The sequence below is a fragment of the Parafannyhessea umbonata genome, assembly GCF_900105025.1.
GTDB classification, from domain to species: domain Bacteria; phylum Actinomycetota; class Coriobacteriia; order Coriobacteriales; family Atopobiaceae; genus Parafannyhessea; species Parafannyhessea umbonata.
In genome coordinates this window covers 2,080,529-2,104,524 of record NZ_LT629759.1, presented here as the reverse complement: position 1 = coordinate 2,104,524, position 23,996 = coordinate 2,080,529, and the positions used below count along the sequence as shown (strand labels likewise).

Here is a 23,996-nt window from a genome sequence, read left to right as displayed (position 1 = left end):
ATCGACCACCGTTTGGCAATGGGTAATTTTGAAGAGTTTCGCCACGGCGGGGGTCGCCACACCACGTTCACACCTCTCATATGCTGAAATGGATGGCGTCACGACAGATATGCTCTTCTCAACAGTACAATGTACGTGCCGTGACACTTCATCGCGCCAGCACATGCAACTCAAACGGACAAGGATGGCGTCGTGGGGGACCAGGACTTCTTGCAACATCAGACGGGCGTCGCCCAGCCGCAGACCAGGCAGTCGCTTTTGCTGGGCCGCTACCGGGTCATGAAGCCCGGCGAGGCGGGCGGCTTTGGCACCGTCCTCACCTGCTGGGACACGCGTCTGCAACGCAGGGTCGCCATCAAGCGGATTCCCCTCATGAGCCAAGGCGGCGGTGCGGCCGCCTCGACCATAAGCGAGGCGCTTGCGGAAGCCCGTACGGCCAGCATGCTCGCGCACCCCAACATCGTCACCATGTACGACTTCGAAGTCGATCGCGCGTACGCGTACCTCGTTATGGAATACGTCGACGGCCTTACGCTCGCGGACTTCCTCGCGCGCGTGGAAGGCGGCACGCTCACTAACGACGAGTGCGCCTACCTGGTGCAATCCGTGGCGAGCGCCTTGTCCTTCGCGCACGAGAACCGCGTGCTGCACCTAGACATCAAGCCCACGAACATCATGATCGAGCACTCGGGCGCCATAAAGCTCTGCGACTTTGGCATGGCCATGCTGGCCTCTGCCGCGGGCTATGGCGGGGCGCGCGGCGGCACCGTGGGCTACATGCCGCCAGAGCAGATCGAGGGCGACCTGGTGGACGAGCGCGCGGACATCTTCTCGCTCGCGGTCGTGGTGTGGCAGGCCCTGACCGGCCAAAACCCCTTTGCGGCGAAGACGGCCGAGGAGTCCCTGCGCAAGATCGGGCGCGGCCCCAAGGTGGCGCTGTCCAAGATGGACCCAACGCTTGCGGGCATGGCCGAGGAGGTCATCATGCAGGCGCTCGACCCCAACCCCACGCAGCGCATCCCCTCTGCGGAGGCGTTCGCAAACGAGCTGGTGTTTGGCCTGGGAGACCCTGACCTTGGCGCGGAGTCCATTAAAGAGCTTATGTCTCAGGACGAGAAGGACGTGGCGTTGCGGGCAGACGAGTTCAAGCCGGAGGCGCTGCCCGTCGCCTATCGCTACCCCTGGCTTGGCGGCACCGCCGCGCGCGCCGGGGCTGCGGCGCTTTCCGCCTGGATGGCGTACGTCACGCTCTCGGCATCGTCGCTCGCGCAGAGCGCAGGCGTCGCGGCGCTGGCCGCGGCCGGCGTCGGGGCGGCATGGCCGCCGGCAGGATCCGCGCTTGCGCTGGCGGCGTTCGCGTTTTCGCTCTTCGGGAGCGGAGATACCGCCGCGTCCATCCTCCTGCCACTTGCGTGCGTCGTCCTGTTCCTAGCGTGGTGGATTCCCATCGGCACGAGCGAGCGTCTGTCCACGTGCTGCGTTCTTCTCCCCTGCGCCCTTGGTCAGCCGTTTGGCGGGGCGGCGCTCGCGGCGTTCTGCCTCACGCCCGCGCGGGCCGCGGCAACCGCGGGAGCGGGCTTTGCGTGGCAGCTTGCCTTTGGCGCGGCACGGCAGGTTGGCTTTGGCGCGGATGCCGTGGGGACCGCGCTTGTAGCCAGGCTCGCCCGTCCTGACACCTGGCTGCTTTTTGCTGGCAGTTGTCTGGGGTCGCTCGTCGCGTCTCTTCTGTACCGCTCCGGCAGGCTCAAGAGCTCCGTTGTCAGCGGTGTCGCAGGTCAGGTCGTTGGTACCGCAATTCTCATAGCGTCGCAGTTCATGGCGGTGCGAGTGGAGAATGGCGGTATATGGACCAGCCCTAAGTTTGTAGACGTCGCCGTTGCGATACTCTTATGTGTGTTTGTGTGCATTGCCACCAACCTAAGGGGCCCGCTCGACGCGGGCGGGGAGGTTGAGGAAATAGATGAATTTGCTTAAGACGTTCGAGACCCGCGTGGGCGACGCGTTTGGCGCCGCGCCCCAGGGTTACACCGCGCCGTTTTCTTTCAAGAAGCTCGCCAAGCGCGCCACGCGCGAGATGGAGAACGAGACATTCGAAATCGACGGTATAAACACCGCGCCCGCTCTGTATACCATCCTGGTCTCCGCCGCGGACGACGCCGCAATGCGCCCTCTGTACGCGCAGCTCACCGCAGAGATCGTCGCGTTCGTCGAGGCTCAGGCCCAGAGCAAGGGATACATCTTCGTGGGCAAGCCACTCGCGCGCTTCATGGTCGACCCATCGCTTCGCAGCGGCAAGTTCGCCGTGTTCGCGGAAAACGTCGACGCCGGCACGCTTTCCAGGCTGCGTGCGGAGGAGGACGCCTTCCTTTCTAGCTCCGTGGGCCTTGGCGGCGCCGCGGGGCAGCTTCGTCCCGACGACGGCGCGCCGGAGCGCAAGCCGCGCCGCGCAAGGTCCCCGCACCGCGCGCCGGCAGAGCCCGCGATCGAGGTCCTGCCGCCGGAGCCCTCAGCGGCGCCCGCCGTGCCGGAGCCCGCGCCCATCAACCGCGACATCGTGGACGGCCTCCTGCACGAGGAGTTCGCCCCCGTCGTCGAGCCCGTCGCGGACGCGTCCGCCGGCCTCAAGGTCATCCCCACGGACTTCGTCCAGCCGGACGACATCCCGGCCGCGCCGCAGGCCGAGGCCATCCCCGTACCGCAGACGCAGCGCAGGAACGTCCCTCTGGTCAGCCGCGACCGCAACCTATCCAATGCGCAGGAGGCCGCCACGGACGTGCCCACCTGCCTGCTCGTCAACCACCAGACCGGCCGCACGTACACCGGCATCGCGCCCACGACGGTCATCGGCCGCGAGCGCACGCCCCACGGCATCGTCCTGCACGACCCCAACGTGTCGCGCCACCACGCCGAGCTCTCGTTCGACGGCCGCACGTGGCACATAACAGACCTCAACTCCACCAACGGCACCCTGGTGAACGACGCCGAGGTCAGCTCGTGCGCCCTCGCGGACGGCGACCTCATCACGCTTGGTTTGGTGAACCTTGAGTTCAGGGAGAACCAGTCATGATGATCGACCTCGCTCTGTTCATCGGCAGGATCGTCCTCGTCGTCCTGCTGTACGCGTTTCTCTTCGCGGTCATGAAGACGGGCATCGGCCTCGTGCGCGGCCAGCGCCGTGACGCGGCCATCTGGTCCGTCGACGTCGAGAAGGGCTCGCGTGCGCTCCGCGGCCTCCACGTGGACATCCTGGGTCCCGTGGTCATAGGCCGCTCCCCGTCCTCGGACATCGTCATCAACGAGCCGTTCGTCTCGGCCACGCACGCGCGCTTCACGCTGCAGGGGCCGGCGCTCGTGCTCGAGGACCTCGGTTCCAAGAACGGCACGCTCGTGAACGGCCACCCCATCGGAGACACGCCCGTCACGCTTCGCGACGGCGACGAGGTCCAGGTGGGCGACGCCATCATGCATGTGAGCCGCCGATGAAGCTGAAGCCGCTGCCACTCCCCCGCCACCGGGAGAGCCTGTACACAAGAATCGCCGGCCACGGCGCCAAGAAGCCCGTCGCAAGCCCCGGCCACGACGTCATTCCCGTCGAGAACCGCGAGGGCACGGACTCCAGAAGGGGTGCCAGCGGCATGCTGGCCTGGGGCGCACGCACGGACATCGGCCTGGTGCGCAGCCACAACGAGGACTCGTTCCTCGTGCAGGCGCCCGTGTTCGCCGTGTGCGACGGCATGGGCGGGCATGCGGCCGGCGAGGTCGCAAGCTCGATCGCGGTCGAGACCATCGCCGCGAACGCCCCGCTCCACGCGGACGACGTCCTTCTCGGCGCTGCCGTCGAAGCCGCGAACGCCAAGGTAATCGAAGGCGCCAAGACCGGCAAGGGCAAGCCCGGCATGGGCTGCACCGCATCGTGCATACTCGTCGAGAAGAACAAGGTCGCCATCGCCCACGTTGGCGACTCGCGCATCTACCTCCTCCACGCAGGAGCGCTTGTGCGTCTCACGCACGACCACTCGTACGTCGAGGAGCTGGTGGACGCCGGCGAGATCACCGCGGACGAGGCGAGGGTCCACCCGTCGCGCTCCATCATCACGCGTGCGCTCGGCAACGACCCGGACATGTACGCCGACCACTTCACGCTCGAGGTCACGACGGGAGACCGCATCATAATCTGCTCGGACGGACTCTCCTCCATGGTCGAGGACTCCGAGATAGAGGACATCGCCGTCTCGTGCGTCGATCCTCAGACCGCTGCGGACAACCTCGTGTCCGCAGCGCTGGCCGGAGGCGGGCACGACAACGTCACGGTCGTCGTCGTGGACGTCCTCGACGACGGCTCCTCGGAGGCCAGGCGCACGTATCGCAGGCGCTGGCTGTTTGGCGGCCTGCTGGCAATCGTCGTCCTTCTCGCCCTGGTAACCGGCTCGATGGCGCTGTATGTGCGCAGCTCTTGGTACCTGGGAAACAACAACGGCACCGTCGGCATCTATTCCGGCGTGAACCAGAGCGTGTTCGGCGTGCACCTGGGACACTTGGTCGACACGTCGTCCGTACAGGTGAGCGACTTGCCCGCCGCCATCCAGCAAAGCCTGAAGAAAGGCGTCGCCGTCGATTCCGAGCAGGCGGCGCTCGATACCGTCGAAAGCTACCGCGACCAGATCGACACGGACAAGACGGACGCGGCAATCACGGCAGACAAGGCAAAGGCAAAGTCGGATTCGGACCAGGGCGCGAGCGACTCGTCGCAGTCGGCCGGCGCGACAGCGTCCGGAGGTGAGTAGTCACGATGCCAATGGCAATCAACACGCGCAGGAACACGGAGCTTGGCCTGCTGATAGCGGCCGCCGTCCCCGTCATCCTTCTGTACGCAATGTATCTGCTGAACGCGAAGGTCGCACTGAGTTTCTCGTCACTTGCGGTCCCCATTGGGCTGTTTGCGGCATTCGGCGTCGCTCACTTCGCCACGCGTCGCTTTGCTCCCGAGGCCGACCCGGCCATCCTTCCACTTGTCTTCCTGCTCTCTGGCATCGGCATCGCGTTCGTCACGAGGCTCGCTCCCACACTCGCCATAGGCCAGGTCACCTGGCTGTTCCTTTCCGTCGCAGCCATGATCGCCGTGCTGGTGCTCGTGCCCAGCATCGAGGCCTTGGCTCAGTACAAGTTCACCATGGGCATCGTCGGCGTCGCACTGTTGCTCTTGCCCATGCTCATAGGAACGTCGCGCGGAGGCTCCAAGCTCTGGATCGTCCTGGGACCACTCTCATTCCAGCCCGGCGAGCTCGCGAAGATCCTCATCGTTCTGTTCCTCGCGGCCTACCTTGCAGAGAACCGCGAGATGCTCTCGGCGTCCGCCATTAAGGCAGGCCCGCTCGACCTGCCGCGTCCGCGCATGCTCGCGCCGATGCTGCTCATGTGGGGCATGTCCCTTCTGGTCGTGGTGTTCGAGCGTGACCTGGGCAGCGCGCTTCTCTTCTTCACGTTCTTCGTGATCATGCTGTACGTCTGCACCGGCCGCGTGGGGTATGTGCTCGTGTCCATCCTGCTTCTGGCAATAGGCGGCGTGTTCTGCTACCACTTCTTCGGCCACGTCCAGACGCGTGTCCAGATCTGGCTCAACCCGTTCAAGGACCCGTCCGGCAAGGGTCTGCAGATCGTGCAGTCGCTGTACTCGCTCGCGGACGGCGGGCTCGTGGGCTCCGGCATCGGCAAGGGCCTTCCCAAGCTCATTCCCGTCGTCGAGTCCGACTTCATCTTCTCGGCCATCGGAGAAGAGATGGGCCTCCTCGGCGCATCCGCCGTGCTCATCTGCTACATGCTGCTCGCCGTACGCGGACTGGCCACGGCCGCGCGCGCAAAGTCCGACATCTCCGCGTTCACCGCGGTAGGCCTCACGGCCGCAATCGCGGTACAGGCGTTTCTCATCGTGGGCGGCGTCACCAAGCTGCTGCCGCTCACGGGCGTCACGCTCCCGTTCATGAGCCAGGGCGGCAGCTCGCTTCTGGCCAGCTTCATCATCGTCGGGCTTTTGCTTAAGGCCGGCGACGAGGGGACGGGCCGCGAAGCCCAGATCGAGCAGGGCTCCGGCAGCGTTGGTTCGCAGACTCAGGTCGAGAAGGCCATGGCCTCCGTGGTGCACGGTGCCCATGCACGCGCGAGCCGTGGGCTTGACACCCCAGAGTCCGGAGTCCTTGGCCGCGTTGCCCTTGGCAACAGGCTCGTGTCGCTCGTGACCGTGTTCACGATGATGTTTGCCCTGTTGGTAGCCAACCTCACCTACATCCAGGTCTTCAAGGCCGACTACTACCAGACGCTTCCGAACAACAACCACACCATAGCCAAGAGCGCAAAGGTTCAGCGCGGCGCCATCATCGCGGCGGACGGCGCAACGCTCGCGGAGTCCGTCAAGCAGCCCGACGGCACGTATGCGCGCACGTATCCGCAGGGCAATGTCGCCACGCACACCGTTGGCTACCTCTCCTCCCAGTACGGCGCCAGCGGGATCGAGGCGACCATGAACCAGACGCTCACGGGCCACTCGGACTACTCCACCTGGTCAAGTGCCATCAACGCAATGGCCGGCATCGAGACCCCGGGCTCCTCCGTCGTGCTCACCATCAACTCCCAGATGCAAAAGGCGGCCGAACAGGCACTTCAGGGTCACCGCGGCGCCATCGTCGTGCTGAACCCCTCTACCGGGGCCGTACTCGCAAAGGCGTCCAACCCGTCGTTCGACTACAACGACATCGGTTCGGCAATATCCGGAAACAACGCCAGCCTGGTGGACCGCACGACCCAAACGCTGTACACCCCGGGCTCCACGTTCAAGGTCGTGAGCCTTTCGGCGGCGCTCGACTCCGGCATGGCGACGCTCGACAGCACCTACCGCGCACCCGCATCCCTCGAGATCGGCGGCGCAAAGGTCACGAACATTGACAACGAGGCATGGAGCTCGCTCTCCCTCAAGCAGGCGCTCACTTACTCCGTCAACACGGTGTTTGGCCAGCTGGGCCAGCAGGTGGGTGCCAGCAAGCTCGTGAGCTACTCCGACGCGTTCGGCTATGGCCAGAAGCTTGGCCAGGACTTCTCCACCGTGGCGTCGCTCATGCCGGACCCCTCGCAGATGACCGAGTGGGAGACCGCATGGTCCGCCGTCGGTCAGCCCGTCGGTCAGCACTCCAGCCCCGCGGGTCCGCAGACCACGGTCATGCAAAACGCCGTCGTGGCCGCAGCCATCGCGAACAAGGGCGTTGTCATGAACCCCTACGTCGTCGATCACATACTGACCCCCGAGGGCGCGACCAGCTCCACCACAAAGCCCAAGTCGCTGGGACAGGCGGTTTCCGCCCAGACGGCACAGCAGATCGGCGAGGCGATGCTGGACGTCGTGAACGACGGCACCGGCATGGGCGCGCAGGTCTCGGGCGTGAAGGTCGCGGGCAAGACCGGCACCGCAGAGGTGAGCTCGAACGCGGCAAACTCCCTGTTTATTGGTTTTGCTCCCTATGACCAGCCCACGGTGGCGATCTCGGTCTGCATCGAGGGCTCCGAGGGCGAGAGGATGGTTGGCGTCGCGGCCGGAGTTGCAGGTAAGGTGCTTGCCACGTGTCTGCGCGTCCAGGCTATGGGAGCCGGCGTATAGTATCGAGTTCCCACATGGCAACGCGGTGGCCGTGGGTAGATAAAGTATGTTGAACGCCGCACGAGCGCGCGGCTTTTGAGGATGAGACGGAGTGACGATGGCAGAAAGAGTTCTTGGCGGGCGCTACACCGTGCAGGACAGAATCGGCACCGGCGGCATGGCGATTGTCTACCGCGGTCTGGACGAGGTGTTGGGGCGAACCGTCGCCATCAAGACGATGCTGCCCCAGTATGCGGCCGACCCCTCCTTTGCCGCACGATTCAAGCAGGAGGCCCAGGCAGCCGCCGCGCTGCAGAGTCCGTACATCGTCTCTGTGTACGACTGGGGCAAGGATGGCGACACCTACTACATCGTCATGGAGTACCTGCGCGGCACCGACCTCAAGAGTGGCATACGCAAGCACGGTGCGCTTGACAGCAAGAAGGTAGCCCAGATCGGCAGCCAGATCGCACAGGCCCTCTCCGTCGCGCACCGCCACGACATCATTCACCGCGACATCAAGCCGCAGAACATCATGGTGCAGCCTGACGGCAACATCAAGGTGATGGACTTCGGCATCGCGCGCGCGAAGAACAGCCATCTGACCACGGACAACTCGGTCCTGGGCACCGCTCACTACGTCTCGCCCGAGCAGACGCAGGGCAAGGAGCTTGGTCCCACGACCGACATCTACTCGCTCGGCATCGTCATGTACGAGGCCGCGACCGGACGCGTCCCCTTCGACGGCGACGACGCCATCTCCGTCGCACTCAAGCAGGTGAACGAGCAGCCCGTGCCGCCGACGGCCGTGAACCCCGCCGTCGACTCCGCGCTGGAGAGCATCATTCTCAAGTGCATGCAGAAGGACCCGAAGGACCGTTTCCAGACCGCGGATGAGCTGTACCACGTCCTGCGTGACTACCTGGCGGGCCGCCTTGCGGCCGTGAACAACGCAACCGAGGTCCTGCCCGCAAACCCCGTGGTGCCCGCCATCGCGCCAATCGGCGCAACCAGTACCCAGAGCCTGCCACGCATCGACACCGCAGAGCACATCAAGCCACAGACCGCTACGCAGAAGGCCCAGCAGGAAGCCGACGCTGCCATGAAGAAGCACAAGCGGCGCGTCGCGCTCTTCTCGATAATCGGCGTTATCGCCCTCATCGCGGCAATCGTGGGCGTCTACTCGCTCGTCAATCCCAGCAACCAGAAGCGCGAGGTGCCCAACTACCTCAGCATGACTGAGGCGGACGCCCTCAAGGCGATTGACGAGTCCGAGTTCTTTAAGAAGGGCTCTGTCAAGGAGCAGTATTCCAGCACGGTCGAGAAGGGCGTGGTCATGGACCAGGACCCTGATTCCGGCCGCATGGTTGCCAAGGGCACGAAGATCAACTTGGTCATCTCCAAGGGCAAGGAGCCCGCAGCATCGGTAAAGGTTCCGGACCTCACGGGAATGAGCCCGTCTCAGGCTGACAAGGCGCTTGCGAAGGTGGGCCTTGTGGGACAGGCCGGCGACTCCGTGTACGACGAGAACGTCGCGGTTGGCATGATCGCGAAGCAGTCCCCTGCGGGCGGCTCCGAGGCCAAGGCAGGCGACACCATAACCTACCAGCTGTCCAAGGGCAAGGAGTCCGTGGACGTGCCCAGCGTCGTGGGACAGGACGCTAACTCCGCAACGTCCGCGCTCAAGGACGCGGGCTTCGAGGTCAGCATAAGCTACGGCGACAGTGACACCGTCCAGAAGGGCTACGTGTACGACCAGTCCCCCACCGGCAGCGCCGACAAGGGCACCACGGTCACGATTTACGTCTCCAACGGCGCGAAGACGGTCTCTGTGCCCAATGTCGTGGGCTCCACTGCAGATGACGCAAAGGGTGCGCTGGATGCCGAGGGCTTCAAGTACAACCTCACCTACCAGTACAGCTCCAGCGTCGCACAGGGCACCGTCATCTCGCAGTCGGCCACCAGCGCCAAGAGCGGAGCCACGATCACCCTCGTGATCTCCAACGGTCCCGACCCCGCGACGAGCGGCAACAACACAGGCGGCACGACCACGACTAACACCGGCACCACGAAGGACCCTACCGCCGGCGGACAATAGAGGCAGGCACCTCGAGCATAGGATGATGCCCGCGGGCGAGAAGAGCGGTTCTTCTCGCCCGCGGGCCTTTTTATAGGCGAACATTGCTTACGGCAGCATGCCATGGAAGCACATCGCAAAGTGCACGCCACGATCTTGCCCTCTCATGAAAAAAGGCCAGCGACCTAAGCCGCTGACCTGTCTTTTCATGGTGACCCCGGTCGGATTCGAACCAACGACACCAGGTTTAGGAAACCTGTGCTCTATCCCCTGAGCTACGGGGCCGTGTTCGACCATTCTATCATCTTCTGGACGATATGAGGCCGAGAGTTTTACTTGTGCTGCTCGTGCCTGCTCGAGCGCTTCGCACGACGTGCAGCCTTGGCCTCGTCACGCTCGGCCTGCTCTCGGGCGATCTCGTTTGCCTCGCCGCGGAGCACCTTCGTGACCTTCTTGTTGGTCATGGCACCCGTGGTGGCCTCGGCCTTCTTTCTCATGGGTCGCACGACGCGCCAATCGTACACGAACGCAGAGATGATGAGGGCGTACGCCGCGACCAGCATGATGAATACCGCGACGCCCATGGGGGTCGTCCCTTCGTTCACCTGCTGGGGGAAGAGGTTCGGCAGCAGCCACGAGATGATGGTGCACACAAAACCCGTGCCGAGCAGTCCCCACCAGACGTGCTGGGACCTCTTGTAGCCCGGAATCTGCTTCAGGACGATCTGCGAGGCAGACGCACGGCGGTCTGCCTCATCGCGACGCTCGCGACGAGCGCGCTTCTTCTCGTCCTTCGTCATCTCGACCGGCGCCTTGCCAGAGCCGGAGGACTTGCGACTGCTTCCGGACGCGCCTACAACGCGCACGCCCGACGCAGCCTCGCGCGCAGGCTTCGCACGCGTGACGGAGCGCTTCGAGAAGCCCGAGCGCTCGTCTTCGTCGGTCGCGTCCTTCTCGTCCTTCTTTGCGAGGGGCGCGTTTGCCTCCTGCGCCTCCCTCTTGGCAGCATTAATGGTTTCACGCAGAGACATTTGACTCCTTCATGGGTGTGAACTTCTCGCCGGTGATGATCTCGAAGGCCTCCTGATAGCGCTCCGAGGTACCCTTGACGACCTCTTCGGGCAGGTGGGGCGGCTCGCCGGTCATGTCCCAGTTCGCCTTCAGCCAGTCACGCACGTACTGCTTGTCGTAGCTGGGCTGGACCTTGCCGGGCTCGTAGCCGTCCGCGGGCCAGAAGCGGCTCGAGTCGGGCGTGAGTGCCTCGTCGATCAGGGTCAACTTGCCGTCGATGAAGCCGAACTCGAACTTTGTGTCCGCGATGATGATGCCACGCGTCTGGGCATATTCCGCAGCCGCGGTGTACAGCTTCAGGGATGCGTCGCGCAGCTGGGTCGCAACGTCCTCGCCCACGAGCTCGGCACAGCGCTCGAAGCTGATGTTCTCGTCGTGGTCTCCAAGGGCGGCCTTGGTGGACGGGGTAAAGATCGGCTCGGGGATCTTGGAAGCCTCGGTCAGACCCGCGGGCAGCTTGATGCCGCAGACGGTGCCGTCCTGGTCATACGTCTTCTTGCCGGATCCGGTGAGGTAACCGCGGACGATGCACTCGATGGGAACGGTCTTCGCCTTCTTCACGAGCATGGAGCGACCCGTGAGGTACTCGCCGTACTTCCGGTACTCCTCGGGATACCCGCTCACGTCCATCGTGATCAGGTGGTTTGGCATCAGGTCCTTGAACCTGTTGAACCAGAAGGCCGAAATGCGGGAGAGAATCTCTCCCTTATACGGAATCTCGTCGGGCAGGATGTAGTCGAACGCGCTGATACGGTCGCTCGCGACCATGAGCAGGCTGTCGCCACAGTCGTAAATGTCGCGAACCTTGCCGTGAGAATCCGGACGAAGCTCCATGGCTCCCATTAGGTGTCTCCCCTCACTGAGGTCCAGTTAACGCACGTGCATAGCGCATCCATTGTAATGGATTCGCTGTTTTGGCCCTAGCGCGCCGCGATACGTCACGCAATTTAAACCGGTCTGCGCGACATCCGCCGCAGACCGGTTTATGCACAGAGCTATTCCTCGCGAGAAGAGCCGCCCGCCTTGTGCTCAAGCGGTATGTGCAACGTGAACGTCGTGCCCTTCCCAAGCTCGGACTCCACGGAGATGCTGCCGTTGTGCTTGTCGACGATCTCCTTCGTGAGCGCTAGGCCCACGCCAAGGCCGCCGGAGACCCGCTCGCGGCTTGCGTCTGAGCGCCAAAAGCGCGAGAACACCCTCGGGATGTCCTCCTTGGCGATGCCTATGCCCGTATCCCTTACGGATACCTGCATGTAGCTGCGGCCCTCGTAGCCAATGCTAACCACGACCCAGCCTCCCGCGGGCGTGTAGCGCATGGCGTTGGACATGAGGTTCGTGATGGCCTCGCGAATGAGGTCGGGGTTCACGTCCGCATAGAGCTCGTGGTTCGGCGTCTTGTCGTCAAAGCGCAGCCGTAGGTCGCATTCCGCAAACAGCTGCTGCTGCATCGTCACCAGGCTCTTGAGCACAAAGACCATGTCGGTCTTCTCAATCTTGAACTTCTCGTTGTTCTCCACGCGAGAAAGGTGCAGCATCGCATCAACCAGGCGAGAAAGACGCCTCACCTCGCTGGCGACCGTCTCAAGGTGCTCGTCGTCTGCCGGTAGCACCCCGTCCTGCATGGCCTCGACCGTCGCCTGCATCGCCATGAGCGGCGTGCGCAGCTCGTGCGCCACATCGCTAGTCAGGCGGTGCTCGAACTTGATATCGCGCTCCAGCTCCGTCGCCATGCCATCGAACGTCTCGCCCAGCTGGCCTATCTCGTCCGTGCCCTTGAGCCCCGTCCGCGCCGTCAGGTCGCCGTTCCTAATCTGCGTCGCGGTGACGGTTATCTTCTTGATGGGCCGCGTCAGGGCGCGAGAGGTGCAGTAGCCAATGATGCTCGCCAGGAATATCGCGACGGCCGCGGCCGTCAGGATTGCGGTGTACGAGTTCTGCCTGAAGGCTGCGTCGGACTTCGTGATAAGCGCCTCCGACCCAAACGCCCAAAGCCGAACGGTGCCTACCTTCCTGCCCGTGCTGTCGGTCACCTCGGCCGATACGATGTCGTTTGCCGATGACGGCACGGGGTTCTGTTTGGCGTCGTGGGACATCTTGCCGGAAGCGGCGCGGTTTGCGGCGGTCTCGTCGTACACCAGGGCATCGTTGGCATCAAGTATCTGCATGCTGATGTCCGGGTACGCGGAAATCGAGGTCTTCGCGTACTCGATGACGCTCGAGGTCCAGCGGTCCCCGCCCTTGTCGTACTGCGTGCCAAGGGTGTCGGCGGTCTGCTGGGCAAGGCGCTGCATGTTCTGCCGGGTGTAGCCCTGGAACTGCTGCTCCCACACCACCGCAAGCACGATGGAGAGTATGGCTGCCGTCATCACGGCGGTCAGTGCGAAGAAAAAAGCCATGCGACTCGTGAAGGACGTGGTCGGGTTGGCAACGCGCGTCGCGCGCTTCAAGGTTGAGTACTCGGCCTTCGTGCTGTCGCTCTTCTCGCCCGCGTCCTCACGCTCGTCGTATGACCTGGTTGCGTCTATGTCTGCCACGTTTGTCGCTTACCTGCCTGCGGCGCTATTCCGCACTCTTCTTCTCGGGCTTCTGAGGCGCCTCGAAGCGGTAGCCAACGCCGTGCACCGTGTAGAGCCAACGCGGGTTGCGGGGGTCGTCGCCCAGCTTGGCGCGGAGGTTCTTCACGTGGGAGTCTATCGTACGCTCGTAGCCCTCGAAATCGTAGCCCAGGACCTTCTCGACCAGCTCCATGCGCGTGTAGACGCGGCCCGGGTAGCGCGCGAGGGTCGTGAGCAGCTTAAACTCGGATGCGGTGAGGTCAACCTCCTTGCCCTCGACCATGACCTTGTGGCCAGAGATGTCGATGACGAGGTCGCCAAAGTCCAGCACCTCAAGCTGGGGCTCGCTCTCCGCGTGGGCGCGGCGCAGCAGCGCGCGGACGCGTGCCACGAGCTCGCGGGGCGAGAAGGGCTTGATCAGGTAGTCGTCGGCACCAAGCTCAAGGCCGATGATGCGGTCCTCGACCTCGCCCTTCGCGGTCAGCATGATGATGGGGACGTTAGAGGTCTCCCTGATGGCACGGCATACGCGCTCGCCAGAGAGCTTCGGGAGCATGAGGTCCAGAATGATGAGGTCGAAGGAGTGCTTCTCGAACTCCTCCAGGGCGCTCTGGCCGTCGCCTACGCCGCGCACGATGTAGTTCTCGCGCTCAAGGTATGCCGCGACGGCGTCGCGGATGGTCTTCTCGTCCTCGACCAATAGGATGCGTTTCTCGTCCGAAGCCATAGATGGCCTCCTCCATTTACTGCCTAGGGGCTGTTATGTGCATTGTGCGCCTTTTTTGTGATTCAGACTAATGATACTCCAGAACGGAGCACCTCAAAGCGGGAACTAGAGAGAAAATACTCGGATCGATACGGATTCGGGGTAGCCGGTGTCCTGGTTCTTGATGGTCGAGAAGGTCACGAACTGCGACGTGGAGCCCACGCAGGCCGGATACTCCCCGTAATCCACGCAGCGGTTTTGCGCCGCCAGCACGGAGTACTTCCTCTTGTCTGTATCGATCACGAAGTACGACGCGCGACTCTTCACGATGTAGGTGCCATCCTTGCCGCAGATTGGCGCAAACGGCTCGCGGGAAAGCGCCACGAACGGCCCTTCCGGCTTGCCGATGTAGGATCCCATGGTCCCCAGCAGGCCGCCGGAGCTGTAGCTTGCCTCGATGGAGAACGCAAAGCGGTCGTCAATGCTCACCGCATTGAGCGGCTTCACGCCCGCCGGCAGCACGAGCTGGTCCACCTGCTCGGATAGGTCATCGCTCAGCTTGTACGAGGTTATGCCATAAAACGTGCCCTTGTCCGCACGCACGCGCGGTGTGAGCGTCACGGTGCCGTCGGACACCGCCGGCTCCGTCGCAAAGCGACCCGGCGACTCTATGGCACGCCGCGCCTTGGAATCGCCCAGGGACCACACGTAGCAGGAAGAGCTCTTTGCGGCCTTTGTGCCCGTTGTCGAGGGCATGACCTGCCAAATCACGCGCTTTCCCGCAACGGCAAACAACGGTGGATCGTAGTCCTTGCTCGCGTGCCAGAGCGTGGACACGTCGCCCGCGAGGGCACCGCCAGAGAACGCCGCGGCATACAGGTACCACTTGTGCGTGAGCAGGTCCAACTCGCTCCATGCATAGACGCTGTCCGAGCATCGCACGTCGTATATCACCATGTTCGTGTTGTGCGACGTGTGGGTCTTGCTCACGACCTCGCAAAGCGTTCCGCTCGTGATGTCAAGCGCGGAGCCCTTCACCATAGGCGTTGCCGAGCTGCCTGCAGAGGTGACGGGAATCCACGTCTCGCCGCCGGGATGCAGCACGTTGCCCACGGGAATCGTCCACGTCGCAACGGGCTCCTTCTTGAAGTCCACGGACTTGTACTTGCTCTCGTTTGTCTTTGGGTCGATCACGTAGTCCGCGGACTTGTCGTTCACCACGGTCGGGGCGGTGTCGTCGTCCTTCGTGTTGCGCCCGCAGCCCGCCATGACGCCAATGGCGGCTGCCGCCACGCCCGTGGCCGCACCCGCCTTGAAGAGTCCGCGCCTGGTGAGCGCGCGCCTCACGCCTCCGGCCGACATGGCTCGACTAGCCTCGCGCGTGCGCAAGCTCGCGCTGAGCCTCGCACAGGGCAATGGTCATCTGGTCCGCGCACGAGGTGCGGCGCATGCCACAGGTGTTACCCGCAAGAAGCTCCACCACGTCCGCCACGGGCCTACCCTCCACCAGCTTGCCGACGGCCTTCAGGTTGCCGTCGCAGCCGCCCTCGAAGCTCACGCCCTCGATGGTCCGTCCGTCATCGCTCAGGTCCAGGTGGATGGCACGCGAGCACACGCCGCGCGGCACAAAGTCGTAGTGAAACATTCCCGTCCTCTCTGTCGGACACAAGTATACCCAGCACAAGCGGCACACGGCCGCCATACACAGGAAGACCCGCGGCTGGTGTCGCGGGTCTTCTCGCCTAGGCGTTCTTGCATTTGTCTTTCGTACGGCAGCCCGCTGCGCGCCGTGCGGCGCGAGAACGAGCTGGTGCCGGACGCTCAGGGGCTACTCGAAGCTCAGCTGCTCAAGCCTGTCAAACACCACGTCGATGCGGCCGAGGAAGCTCCACGGGTCGAAGATCTGGTCCAGCTCCTCCTTCGTCAGGTGGCTACAGCGCGGGTCTGCCTCCAACTTCGCACGGAACGTGGTGCCGTTGGGGTCGCACTGCTGAATCTCGTGCCACGTGGCCATGGCGTTTTCCTGCACGATCTTGTAGGCGTCCTCGCGCGTGATGCCGGTGTCCACCAGGTGCAGAAGGACCTTGGACGAGAAGATCAGCCCTCTGGTCTTGTTGAGGTTGGCCATCATCTGCGCGGGATACAGCTGCAGGCCGTCCACGATGCGGATGAGGCACTGGAACATGTGGTCGAGCGCGATGAAGCTGTCCGCCTGCGCCACGCGCTCCGCGGAGGAGTGGCTGATGTCGCGCTCGTGCCACAGCGCCACGTTGTCGAAGGCAACCTGCGCGTTTGCCTTCACCACGCGAGAAAGGCCGCATACCTTCTCGACGGTGATGGGGTTGCGCTTGTGCGGCATGGCGCTGGAGCCCTTCTGACCCTTGCGGAACGGCTCCTCGGCCTCGAGGGTGTCCGTGCGCTGCAGGTTCCTGATCTCGGTCGCGATGCGCTCGCACGTGGCGGCCGTCGTCGCAAGCACACCGGCGAGGTACGCGTGGTGGTCGCGGCTGATGACCTGCGTGGACAGCGGGTCGTGCACCAGGCCCAGGTGCTTGCAGACGTATTCCTCCACGCGCGGGTCAATGGAGCTGTACGTTCCCACCGCGCCAGAGATTGCGCCAAACGACACGTTCTTGCGGGCGTCTTTCAGCCTGTCGAGGTCGCGCTTCAGCTCCCACGCCCAGCTGCCAAACTTCATGCCAAACGTCATGGGCTCGGCATGGATGCCGTGCGTGCGGCCCACGCAGAGCGTGTCCTTCTCCTCAAACGCGCGGCGCTTGCAGATCTCCCCCAGCTTGCGGCAGTCCTCGATAAGGATGTCCGTTGCCTCGCACAGCTGGTAGCACAGGGCCGTGTCGCCCAGGTCAGAGCTGGTCATGCCGTAGTGGACCCAACGGCTGGGCTTCGGCTCGCCCTCGGGCACGTCCGCGTCGATATAGGAGCCCATGTTCGTCAGGAACGCGATCACGTCGTGGTTGGTAACGGCCTCGATCTCGTCCACCTCGGCCTTGTTGAACTTCGCGTGGTCGCGAATCCACTTGGCCTCCTCCTTGGTGATGCCGCTCTCGCCCAGCTCCGCGTGAGCCTCGCACGCCAGGACCTCGATCTCCTGCCAGACCTCGTACTTGTGCTCGAGCTCGAAGATGTTTCCCATCTCGGGACGAGTGTAGCGATCAATCATGCGGGTTCCCTCCGTATGGCAACAGGTTGGTGACGCTCCTACACGCAAGATTCTACCGCGCAAAAAAGAGCCTGGGCCGGCTGCGACCCAAGCTCAGAAGACCGTCATGCAAGAAACGTGCAAGTTTACCCATGCGAGAAGAGCTACATGCCCTCCACCATGGCCTCGTCGGACTGCAGGCGCGCCTTTGCCTCGCCCAGCTGCACGCGCACGGCGTCGTGCCCGGTGCCGCCATAGGTGTTGCGTGCGCGGGCAATGCCCGCGGGGTCCAGGTCCTGCGCGACGTCCTCCCCAAACAGGTCGCTCGCCGCCTGAAACTCCGCCAGGGTCAGGTCCTCCAGGCCCTTGCCGTGCTTCTCGCAGTACAGCACCAGCTCGCCCACTACCTCGTGGGCGCGGCGGAACGGCATGCCCTTCTTGGCAAGGTAGTCTGCCACGTCCGTCGCGGCCGTAAAGCCCGCCTTCGCCTCGTCGAGCATCCGGTCCGCATGTACGGTCCAGGTGTCGATCATGCCCTCCATGCAGGTCATGCAGTCGCGCAGGGTCTTCGCCGAGTCAATGGCCCCCTGCTTGCACTCCTGCAGGTCCTTGTTGTACGCAAGCGGCAGCCCCTTCATCGTCACCAGGAGCGCCACCAGGTTGCCAACAACGCGCCCAGACTTGCCGCGCGTAAGCTCGGCAAAGTCGGGGTTCTTCTTCTGCGGCATGATGGAGGACCCCGTGGAGTACTCGTCGCTCAGCGTGACGAAGCCAAACTCCGTGGTGGACCACGTGATGATCTCCTCGCACAGGCGCGAGAGGTGCATCATGCTCACGCTGCAGGCAAACAGCAGGTCGAGCAGGTAGTCGCGATCGGATACCGCATCCATCGAGTTTGGGATGGGGTGGTCGAAGCCCAGGAGCTCTGTGGTATAGAAGCGGTCCAGCGGGTATGTCGTGCCCGCAAGCGCAGCCGAGCCCAAGGGGTTCGCGTCCGCATCCTCAAAGGCAAACGCGATCCTCTTCAGGTCGCGCGTGAACATCCAAAAGTACGCCAGAAGATGATGCGAGAAGAGCACGGGCTGCGCATGCTGCATGTGCGTATAGCCCGGCATCACCACGTCGAAGTTCTTCTCGGCCGCCGAAAGCAGGGTCTTCCTCAGCTTGCAGTTCTCTTTCGCAAGCTCGCGCAGCATGTCCTTCGCAAGGAGTCTGATGTCCGTCGCCACCTGGTCGTTGCGGGAGCGCCCGGTGTGCAGGCGCGCGCCCGGCGCACCAATGTCGCGAATGAGGGCGCCCTCCACGGCCATGTGGATGTCCTCGTCGTTCACGTCCCACTCAAACGTGCCGGCGTCAATCTGGCCCTTAATCTTCAGCAGGCCGGCCTCGATCTTCTCCGCGTCCTCCTGAGGGATGACACCTTGTCGGGCAAGCATCTTCGCGTGCGCGATGGATCCGGCGATGTCTTGCGCGTACATGCTCTTGTCGTCCTCGAGCGACGCGCCAAACTCCTGCGTGAACTCGCTCACTCCCTGCTCAAAGCGGCCTGACCAAAGTGCCATCCCTATCCAATCTCTCGTTTTCCTGCGCCGGCGACCCTACGCCACGTGGACGTTCTCGCTCTGCTTCTGCAGCTCGTACTCCGCGGCGGGCCCCTGCGTCTTGGACCACGTGGTCGCAGCGAGCGTGTGCAGCTCGATGAAGCCCTTGGAGGCGCTACGGTCAAAGGTGTCGCCCTCGCCATACGTCGCCAGGCTGTAGTCGTACAGCGAGTACGCGCTCTTGCGGCCGGTCACGGTCATGCTTCCCTTGTAGAACTTCGCCTTGACCTGACCGGTCACGAACTTCTGGGTGTCCGCGCAGAACGCGTCCAGGGCCTGCTTCAGCTGAGAGTACCAGAGTCCGTTGTAGACGGTGGTCGCCCACTGCTGGTCGATCATGTGCTTGTACTGCAGGGTCGCGCCATCCAGGCACATGGTCTCCAAGGCCTTGTGCATGTTGATGATCGCAAGCGAGCCGGGACACTCGTATACCTCGTGGCTCTTGATGCCCACCACACGGTCCTCGATCATGTCCAGACGTCCGTAGCCGTGCTTGCCCGCAATCTTGTTCATCTTGATGATCAAGCTCAGCAGGTCCATCTTCTTGCCGTTCAGCGAGACCGGCTTGCCCTGCTCGAAGCCAAGGACAACCTCCTCGGGCTCGTCGGGGGCGCTCATCGGGTCGGCCGTCAGGGTGTAGATGTCCGCCGGCGCCTCCTTCCACGGGTCCTCAAGGGCGCCGCACTCGATCGCGCGACCCCAGAGGTTCTCGTCCAGGGAGTACGGCTTCGCCGCGGTGGTGGGAACGGGCACGCCGTGCTGCTTCGCCCACTCCATCTCGTCCTCGCGGGTGTGGAGGTCCCACTCGCGCACGGGCGCCAGGATCTTGAGCTCGGGGTCGAGGGCGTGGATGCTGGACTCAAAGCGCACCTGGTCGTTGCCCTTGCCGGTGCAGCCGTGACAGATGTAGGATGCGCCGGTCTCGTGCGCAATGTCCACCAGGTGCTTCACGATCAGGGGACGAGACAGGGCGGATAGCAGCGGATACGTGTCCTCGTACATGCCGTTTGCCGCGATGGCCTTCGTCAGGAAGTCCTCGGCGTACTCAGAGCGCATGTCAAGCGCCTTGGAGTACACGGCACCCATGCCCAGGGCCTTCTTCTCGATCCAGGTGAGGTCCTGTGCGTCCTGGCCAACGTTGCCGCAGATCGCGACGACGTCGAGGTTCTTCTCGAGCTGCAGCCACTTCACCATGACGGAGGTATCCAGACCACCCGAATACGCCAGGACGACCTTTTCCTTGTTCTTCTCTGCTGCCATCTTCAACACCCCTGCTTCCTCTGTGCGATTAACCGTGTGATGTGCCAATTTTTCGATAGCTATGCCCACGGGGCCATGCCCCGGTTGTTTGCACCGTTGCGTAGGTACAAAAAACGCCCGGCTCTGCCAGGCGTCTACACTGTCCAGTTTTAGGCTTGTTGAGCTATGCCCCTAGGACCGAAGTGAGCGCGCGCTGGCGTCGCAGCGTGGAACGTCGGTCCTGGCGTCGGAGGGAGTTGATCATGTTGAACGCGAATGCCATATAAAACCCCTCCTTCATGCGTTGTGCTGCATCCATTGCAGCGCGGCGTGTGTTGGTGAAAGACTTTAGCGTCAAAATCGCGCCGCTCAACCCAGAATCGTGGTTCGAGACACGTTCGTAACAATGTCCACACAACTCCATAACGTTTGCCACGAACGAGCTTGTCACGCAAGATACGTGCAAAAACGCGCCCATAGGGTACCCGCTTCCCATAAGAGCCACGCATCACACGCTCCACCAGAAGGGCGCTCTCATCGTTATTCAAATCATTGCATGTAAAAGATTGCACCAGGGCTTCAAAACAGAGAGGCGTCCGCCTAGGCGAGAAACGCCTGTTAGCCAAACCGCCGCCCTCTGCCAACGCCAGGTACAAAAAGAGCCCTACACCGCATTTTCGCAGGTGTAGGGCTTGTTCTTAGTGGTGGGTCGTGTGGGTCTCGAACCCACGACCTTGGGATTAAAAGTCCCCTGCTCTACCAACTGAGCTAACGACCCTCATGTGTTCGTACGGGAAATCATATCACGTTAGGCAGCTATTCGCTCTCCCAGGCCCAGGCACCGTTGCAAAACACGGAAACCTCCTCGCCAGACGACTTCACTCCCGTGATGTTGAGGTCGTCGGAGCCAATCATGAAGTCCACGTGCGTGGCGGACTGGTTCACACCGTTCGCGAGCAGAGCGTCCTTGTCCATGTCCAGGCCGCCCTCCAGGCACTCCGGGAATCCGGTTCCCAGCGCAAGGTGACAGCTGGCGTTCTCGTCGTACAGGGTGTCAAAAAACAGCAGGCCAGACTGTCTGATGGGCGTGCGCTTCGATATGAGCGCGCACTCGCCAAGGTACGCGGCGTTCTCATCGGTCTCGATAATGTGGCGCAGCACTTCTCGCCCGCGCGCGGCGTCGTACTCCACGACCTTGCCGCCCTCGAACCTCAGCCAGAAGTCGTCCACGATCTGTCCGGCGTGCACCAAAGGCATTGCAGAGTACACGATGCCGTCCACGCGCGTGCGGGCGGGCGTGGTGAAGACCTCCTCGGTCGGGATGTTGGGGAAGAACACGGTGCCGTCCACGGTGCGCCCGGCGCCACCCTCCCAGATGCCTTTCGCGTTCAGGCCAATCGTGAGGTCGGTCCCGTTCTTCGAGGTGTAGTGCAGGTGGTCAAAGGCCATATCGTTCAGGAAGCCCTTGTTCTTCTCGAACGTCGCGTTATGGGTCTCCCAGTCAAGCTGCGGATCAAGGCCGTCCGCGCGGGCGACCTTCAGGATCGCAAGCCACAGGCGATAGACCGCCTCGTACGGCGCGCAATCGGGAAAGACCTTCTGCGCCCACGCCTCGACGGGCGCGCCGGCAATGCACCAGACGTTCTTGCCAAAGTCCATGCCGTTCCTGAACGACAGGCACTCCGTGTTGCGCGCGTGCGCCGCGGCCGCCGGCTTCGCGGGATCGATGCCGTCAAGCGCGGACGGGTCGCTGCCCTCGATAAACAGGAAGCACGCTCCCGCCTCGGCAAGGGAGTTCAGCTGCTCCACCTTCCAGGTGGGCGTATGCTTGAAGCGCTCCAGAGGGACGTTCTCGTACTCCAGGCGCGTCATCACGTCGTCGCTCCAAATCACGGTCACGTGACCGGCACCCTCGCGATACGCCAGGCGCACCACGCGCCTGGCAAAGTCAGCGCACTCCACGGGGGCCTGTACCACGACCTCCTGCCCTTCTCGCACGCAAAGCCCCTTGCGCACAAGCAGCTCCGCATACTTGTCAATCTGGGCGCTCAGGCCCTCTATGGCCAGCGTGCACTCCTCGCAGGTCATTCCTTTGCTCACGTTCGCACCTCTTCTCTTGTGGTTTTGCGGCGCAGGCGGAAGACGCCCGCAAGGTCTGGCCCAGCCGGGCGGCAGACCGTAAACAAATACGGGCCCCGAAGGGCCCGTCTGACATCCATGGAGCGGGCAACGGGATTCGAACCCGCGGATGATGGCTTGGGAAGCCATTGCCTTACCACTTGGCGATGCCCGCGTCTGTTTGAGCATTCTAACACAGCTTGCCCGCGACGGGGCGCGCAGCCGCAATTCCTTCGATACAAGCCGCAAAGTACCGCACGGTGCGGCGAGCGAGAAGAACGTGCCCACGTGGCTAGCAGGCATCTCCTTACCATCTACGCAATCCTCGCCCATCACGATATCGACTACCTGCGCAAAGTTATCTGCAAGACGCATGCAAGCCATCCGCAAGAGCCCTTTGCTACGCTTTCCATCCACGCAGAGCATCATAGGAAGGTGAATCATATGGTCACACGCGCGTTACGTCCGCCCGCTGAAGGGTCGGATACCGAAGGGCCAACGCAGCATGACTCGAGCAACAAGCGGGGTCGCTGCCTGCTTCGCGGCGGCGACCCCATAAGGGGCGGCATTCCGCTTGCCGCAGGACATGCAGGACTTTTGGGAGGTGCTCAACGTGCGCTGTAGACAACCCATCGCACCACAATGGAAAGGACACCCGTAATGTAGGCAACCGGGACACACGTCTAATAAAAAACCGCGGGACAATGCCCGCGGCTTCATATACATGGTGGAGACGATGGGGATCGAACCCACGACCTCAGGCTTGCAAAGCCCGCGCTCTCCCAGCTGAGCTACGTCCCCGATAATAATCGCCCCAGCGGCGACTCGGCTAGCGCTGGGGCGATTATTCTCAAGAAAAAGTGGTGGGCCCGACAAGGTTCGAACTTGTGACCTCCCGGTTATCAGCCGGACGCTCTGACCAACTGAGCTACGGGCCCAACGCGAGAAGTAATATTACTCAGCATCGGTACCTAGGTCAACCGCAATCCCAGATTTCTTTTCCTTCTCTTTTCCTCCACATTTCGTTCGTTCTGCACGGCGATTCAAGTGAGGCGCGGAACGGTCGGGCACGGCAGTGTATATCTGGTGTTTGCCAAATAGTGCTTGCACCCCTTCTTATTGTGGGTAAGATATCCACGCTAAAGAGAGGTGGATTCACTTGGTAAGAATGGACATCCAGACGGTGGTGGTCGGCGGAGGTCCCGTCGCGTCCCTCATCGTACTCAGGACCAGGAAGCCCAACGCGGATGGCAGCTTCACGCAGCTCCCCATTCGCATCGGCGCGGTCGAGGCAACCGCAATCTCCATGGGAGTCGACGGCGCCCACGGCGGACGACCCATGACACACGATCTTTTGGCCTCGACCATCGAGGCTCTGGGAGCGAAGGTCTCTCACGTTGTCATATCAGACGTGGAAGGAACCACGTTCTTCGCCCAGGTGGCTCTCAGGACCAATTCCGGCCGCTCCATCCAAGTGGACGCTCGCCCGTCGGATGCCATCGCGCTCGCCGTTCGCGTCGACGCGCCGCTGTTTGCAGAGGAGTCCGTGCTCGAGGCCGCGACGCTTCCGGACTTCGCGGCGGTCGAGAAGGACGAGGAGAAGCAAGAGCTCGAGAAGTTCCACGCCTTCGTGGAGGGCCTCTCCCCGGACGATTTCAACGCCGCACACTAAACCCGGCCAAATAACAAGTCACACTGCCGCACAAAGCGCAGCGAAGAGCGTCAAGACGCCATAGAAGCCCTTCGGCACGCGCATGTATGACACCATGACATGACAAAACGCCCGGGCGAGAAGATCAGCTCTTCTCGCCCGGGCGCCTTTCTTGCGCCAGCCTTTCGTGGAGGTTG

At 63.1% G+C, this 23,996-nt stretch carries 17 protein-coding genes and 5 tRNA genes; 7 read left to right on the top strand and 15 right to left on the bottom strand.

The features are described from left to right. The first annotated feature begins 192 nt into the window (after nt 1-192). From BLT96_RS09435 to pknB, 6 genes are all read left to right on the top strand, one after another. Nucleotides 193-1,974, top strand: a complete 1,782-nt coding sequence (locus BLT96_RS09435; RefSeq protein ID WP_245719268.1) for a serine/threonine-protein kinase — start codon at nt 193-195, stop codon at nt 1,972-1,974. Beyond that, a complete protein-coding gene (locus BLT96_RS09430; protein ID WP_090863800.1) occupies nt 1,961-3,067 on the top strand; it encodes an FhaA domain-containing protein in 1,107 nt (368 codons plus the stop codon). Before BLT96_RS09435 ends, BLT96_RS09430 begins: the two co-directional genes overlap by 14 nt. Continuing rightward, a complete protein-coding gene (locus BLT96_RS09425; protein WP_090847101.1) occupies nt 3,067-3,483 on the top strand; it encodes an FHA domain-containing protein in 417 nt (138 codons plus the stop codon). Before BLT96_RS09430 ends, BLT96_RS09425 begins: the two co-directional genes overlap by 1 nt. Continuing rightward, nucleotides 3,480-4,784, top strand: coding sequence for a Stp1/IreP family PP2C-type Ser/Thr phosphatase (locus BLT96_RS09420; RefSeq protein WP_090863798.1), 1,305 nt, complete (start codon nt 3,480-3,482; stop codon nt 4,782-4,784). Before BLT96_RS09425 ends, BLT96_RS09420 begins: the two co-directional genes overlap by 4 nt. Before the next feature lie 5 nt (nt 4,785-4,789). Continuing rightward, a complete protein-coding gene (locus BLT96_RS09415) occupies nt 4,790-7,642 on the top strand; it encodes an FtsW/RodA/SpoVE family cell cycle protein (protein ID WP_245719267.1) in 2,853 nt (950 codons plus the stop codon). A 97-nt stretch (nt 7,643-7,739) separates the two neighbouring features. Continuing rightward, entirely contained in the window at nt 7,740-9,719 is a 1,980-nt protein-coding gene (gene pknB, locus BLT96_RS09410) for a Stk1 family PASTA domain-containing Ser/Thr kinase (RefSeq protein ID WP_090864336.1), read from the top strand. A gap of 188 nt (nt 9,720-9,907) precedes the next feature. Here pknB and BLT96_RS09405 read toward each other — a convergent pair. From BLT96_RS09405 to BLT96_RS09335, 15 genes are all read right to left on the bottom strand, one after another. Next, a tRNA-Arg gene (locus tag BLT96_RS09405) sits at nt 9,908-9,983 on the bottom strand. A gap of 47 nt (nt 9,984-10,030) precedes the next feature. Next, nucleotides 10,031-10,729 carry a hypothetical protein gene (locus BLT96_RS09400; RefSeq protein WP_090863794.1) on the bottom strand — a complete coding sequence of 233 codons (699 nt, stop codon included), beginning with the start codon at nt 10,727-10,729 and terminating at the stop codon, nt 10,031-10,033. Next, entirely contained in the window at nt 10,716-11,612 is an 897-nt protein-coding gene (locus BLT96_RS09395; RefSeq protein WP_172825006.1) for a phosphoribosylaminoimidazolesuccinocarboxamide synthase, read from the bottom strand. Before BLT96_RS09395 ends, BLT96_RS09400 begins: the two co-directional genes overlap by 14 nt. 152 nt (nt 11,613-11,764) lie before the next feature. Beyond that, a complete protein-coding gene (locus tag BLT96_RS09390; protein WP_090864332.1) occupies nt 11,765-13,165 on the bottom strand; it encodes an ATP-binding protein in 1,401 nt (466 codons plus the stop codon). 163 nt (nt 13,166-13,328) lie between these two features. After that, nucleotides 13,329-14,051: a response regulator transcription factor gene (locus BLT96_RS09385; RefSeq protein ID WP_090847058.1), complete on the bottom strand. Its 723-nt coding sequence runs from the start codon at nt 14,049-14,051 to the stop codon at nt 13,329-13,331. 105 nt (nt 14,052-14,156) lie between these two features. Continuing rightward, the gene (locus BLT96_RS09380) at nt 14,157-15,392 is read right to left on the bottom strand and encodes a Tat pathway signal protein (RefSeq protein WP_090863792.1); all 1,236 of its coding nucleotides are present in this window, start codon (nt 15,390-15,392) and stop codon (nt 14,157-14,159) included. 7 nt (nt 15,393-15,399) lie between these two features. Then, nucleotides 15,400-15,675, bottom strand: a complete 276-nt coding sequence (locus tag BLT96_RS09375) for a TIGR03905 family TSCPD domain-containing protein (protein WP_090847054.1) — start codon at nt 15,673-15,675, stop codon at nt 15,400-15,402. Between the two features lie 183 nt (nt 15,676-15,858). Beyond that, nucleotides 15,859-17,211 (bottom strand): adenylosuccinate lyase, encoded by a 1,353-nt coding sequence (gene purB, locus BLT96_RS09370; RefSeq protein WP_090863790.1) that lies wholly within the window; start codon nt 17,209-17,211, stop codon nt 15,859-15,861. Between the two features lie 143 nt (nt 17,212-17,354). Further along, complete coding sequence (gene argH / locus BLT96_RS09365; protein ID WP_090863788.1) at nt 17,355-18,752, bottom strand: argininosuccinate lyase; 1,398 nt, start codon at nt 18,750-18,752, stop codon at nt 17,355-17,357. Nucleotides 18,753-18,788: 36 nt separating this feature from the next. Next, on the bottom strand, nt 18,789-20,051 hold the full coding sequence (locus BLT96_RS09360) for an argininosuccinate synthase (protein WP_090864330.1): 1,263 nt from the start codon (nt 20,049-20,051) through the stop codon (nt 18,789-18,791). Nucleotides 20,052-20,732: 681 nt separating this feature from the next. After that, nucleotides 20,733-20,808, bottom strand: a tRNA-Lys gene (locus BLT96_RS09355). Nucleotides 20,809-20,846: 38 nt separating this feature from the next. Beyond that, a complete protein-coding gene (locus BLT96_RS09350; protein ID WP_090863786.1) occupies nt 20,847-22,118 on the bottom strand; it encodes an aminopeptidase in 1,272 nt (423 codons plus the stop codon). Between the two features lie 130 nt (nt 22,119-22,248). Continuing rightward, a tRNA-Gly gene (locus BLT96_RS09345) sits at nt 22,249-22,323 on the bottom strand. 550 nt (nt 22,324-22,873) lie between these two features. After that, nucleotides 22,874-22,949 (bottom strand) — tRNA-Ala (locus tag BLT96_RS09340). Nucleotides 22,950-23,009: 60 nt separating this feature from the next. Beyond that, nucleotides 23,010-23,086: transfer RNA gene (locus BLT96_RS09335), tRNA-Ile, on the bottom strand. A 230-nt stretch (nt 23,087-23,316) separates the two neighbouring features. On the opposite strand from BLT96_RS09335, the gene BLT96_RS09330 reads away from it, so the two are divergent. After that, nucleotides 23,317-23,820 (top strand): bifunctional nuclease domain-containing protein, encoded by a 504-nt coding sequence (locus BLT96_RS09330; RefSeq protein WP_172825024.1) that lies wholly within the window; start codon nt 23,317-23,319, stop codon nt 23,818-23,820. Nucleotides 23,821-23,996: the final 176 nt, after the last annotated feature.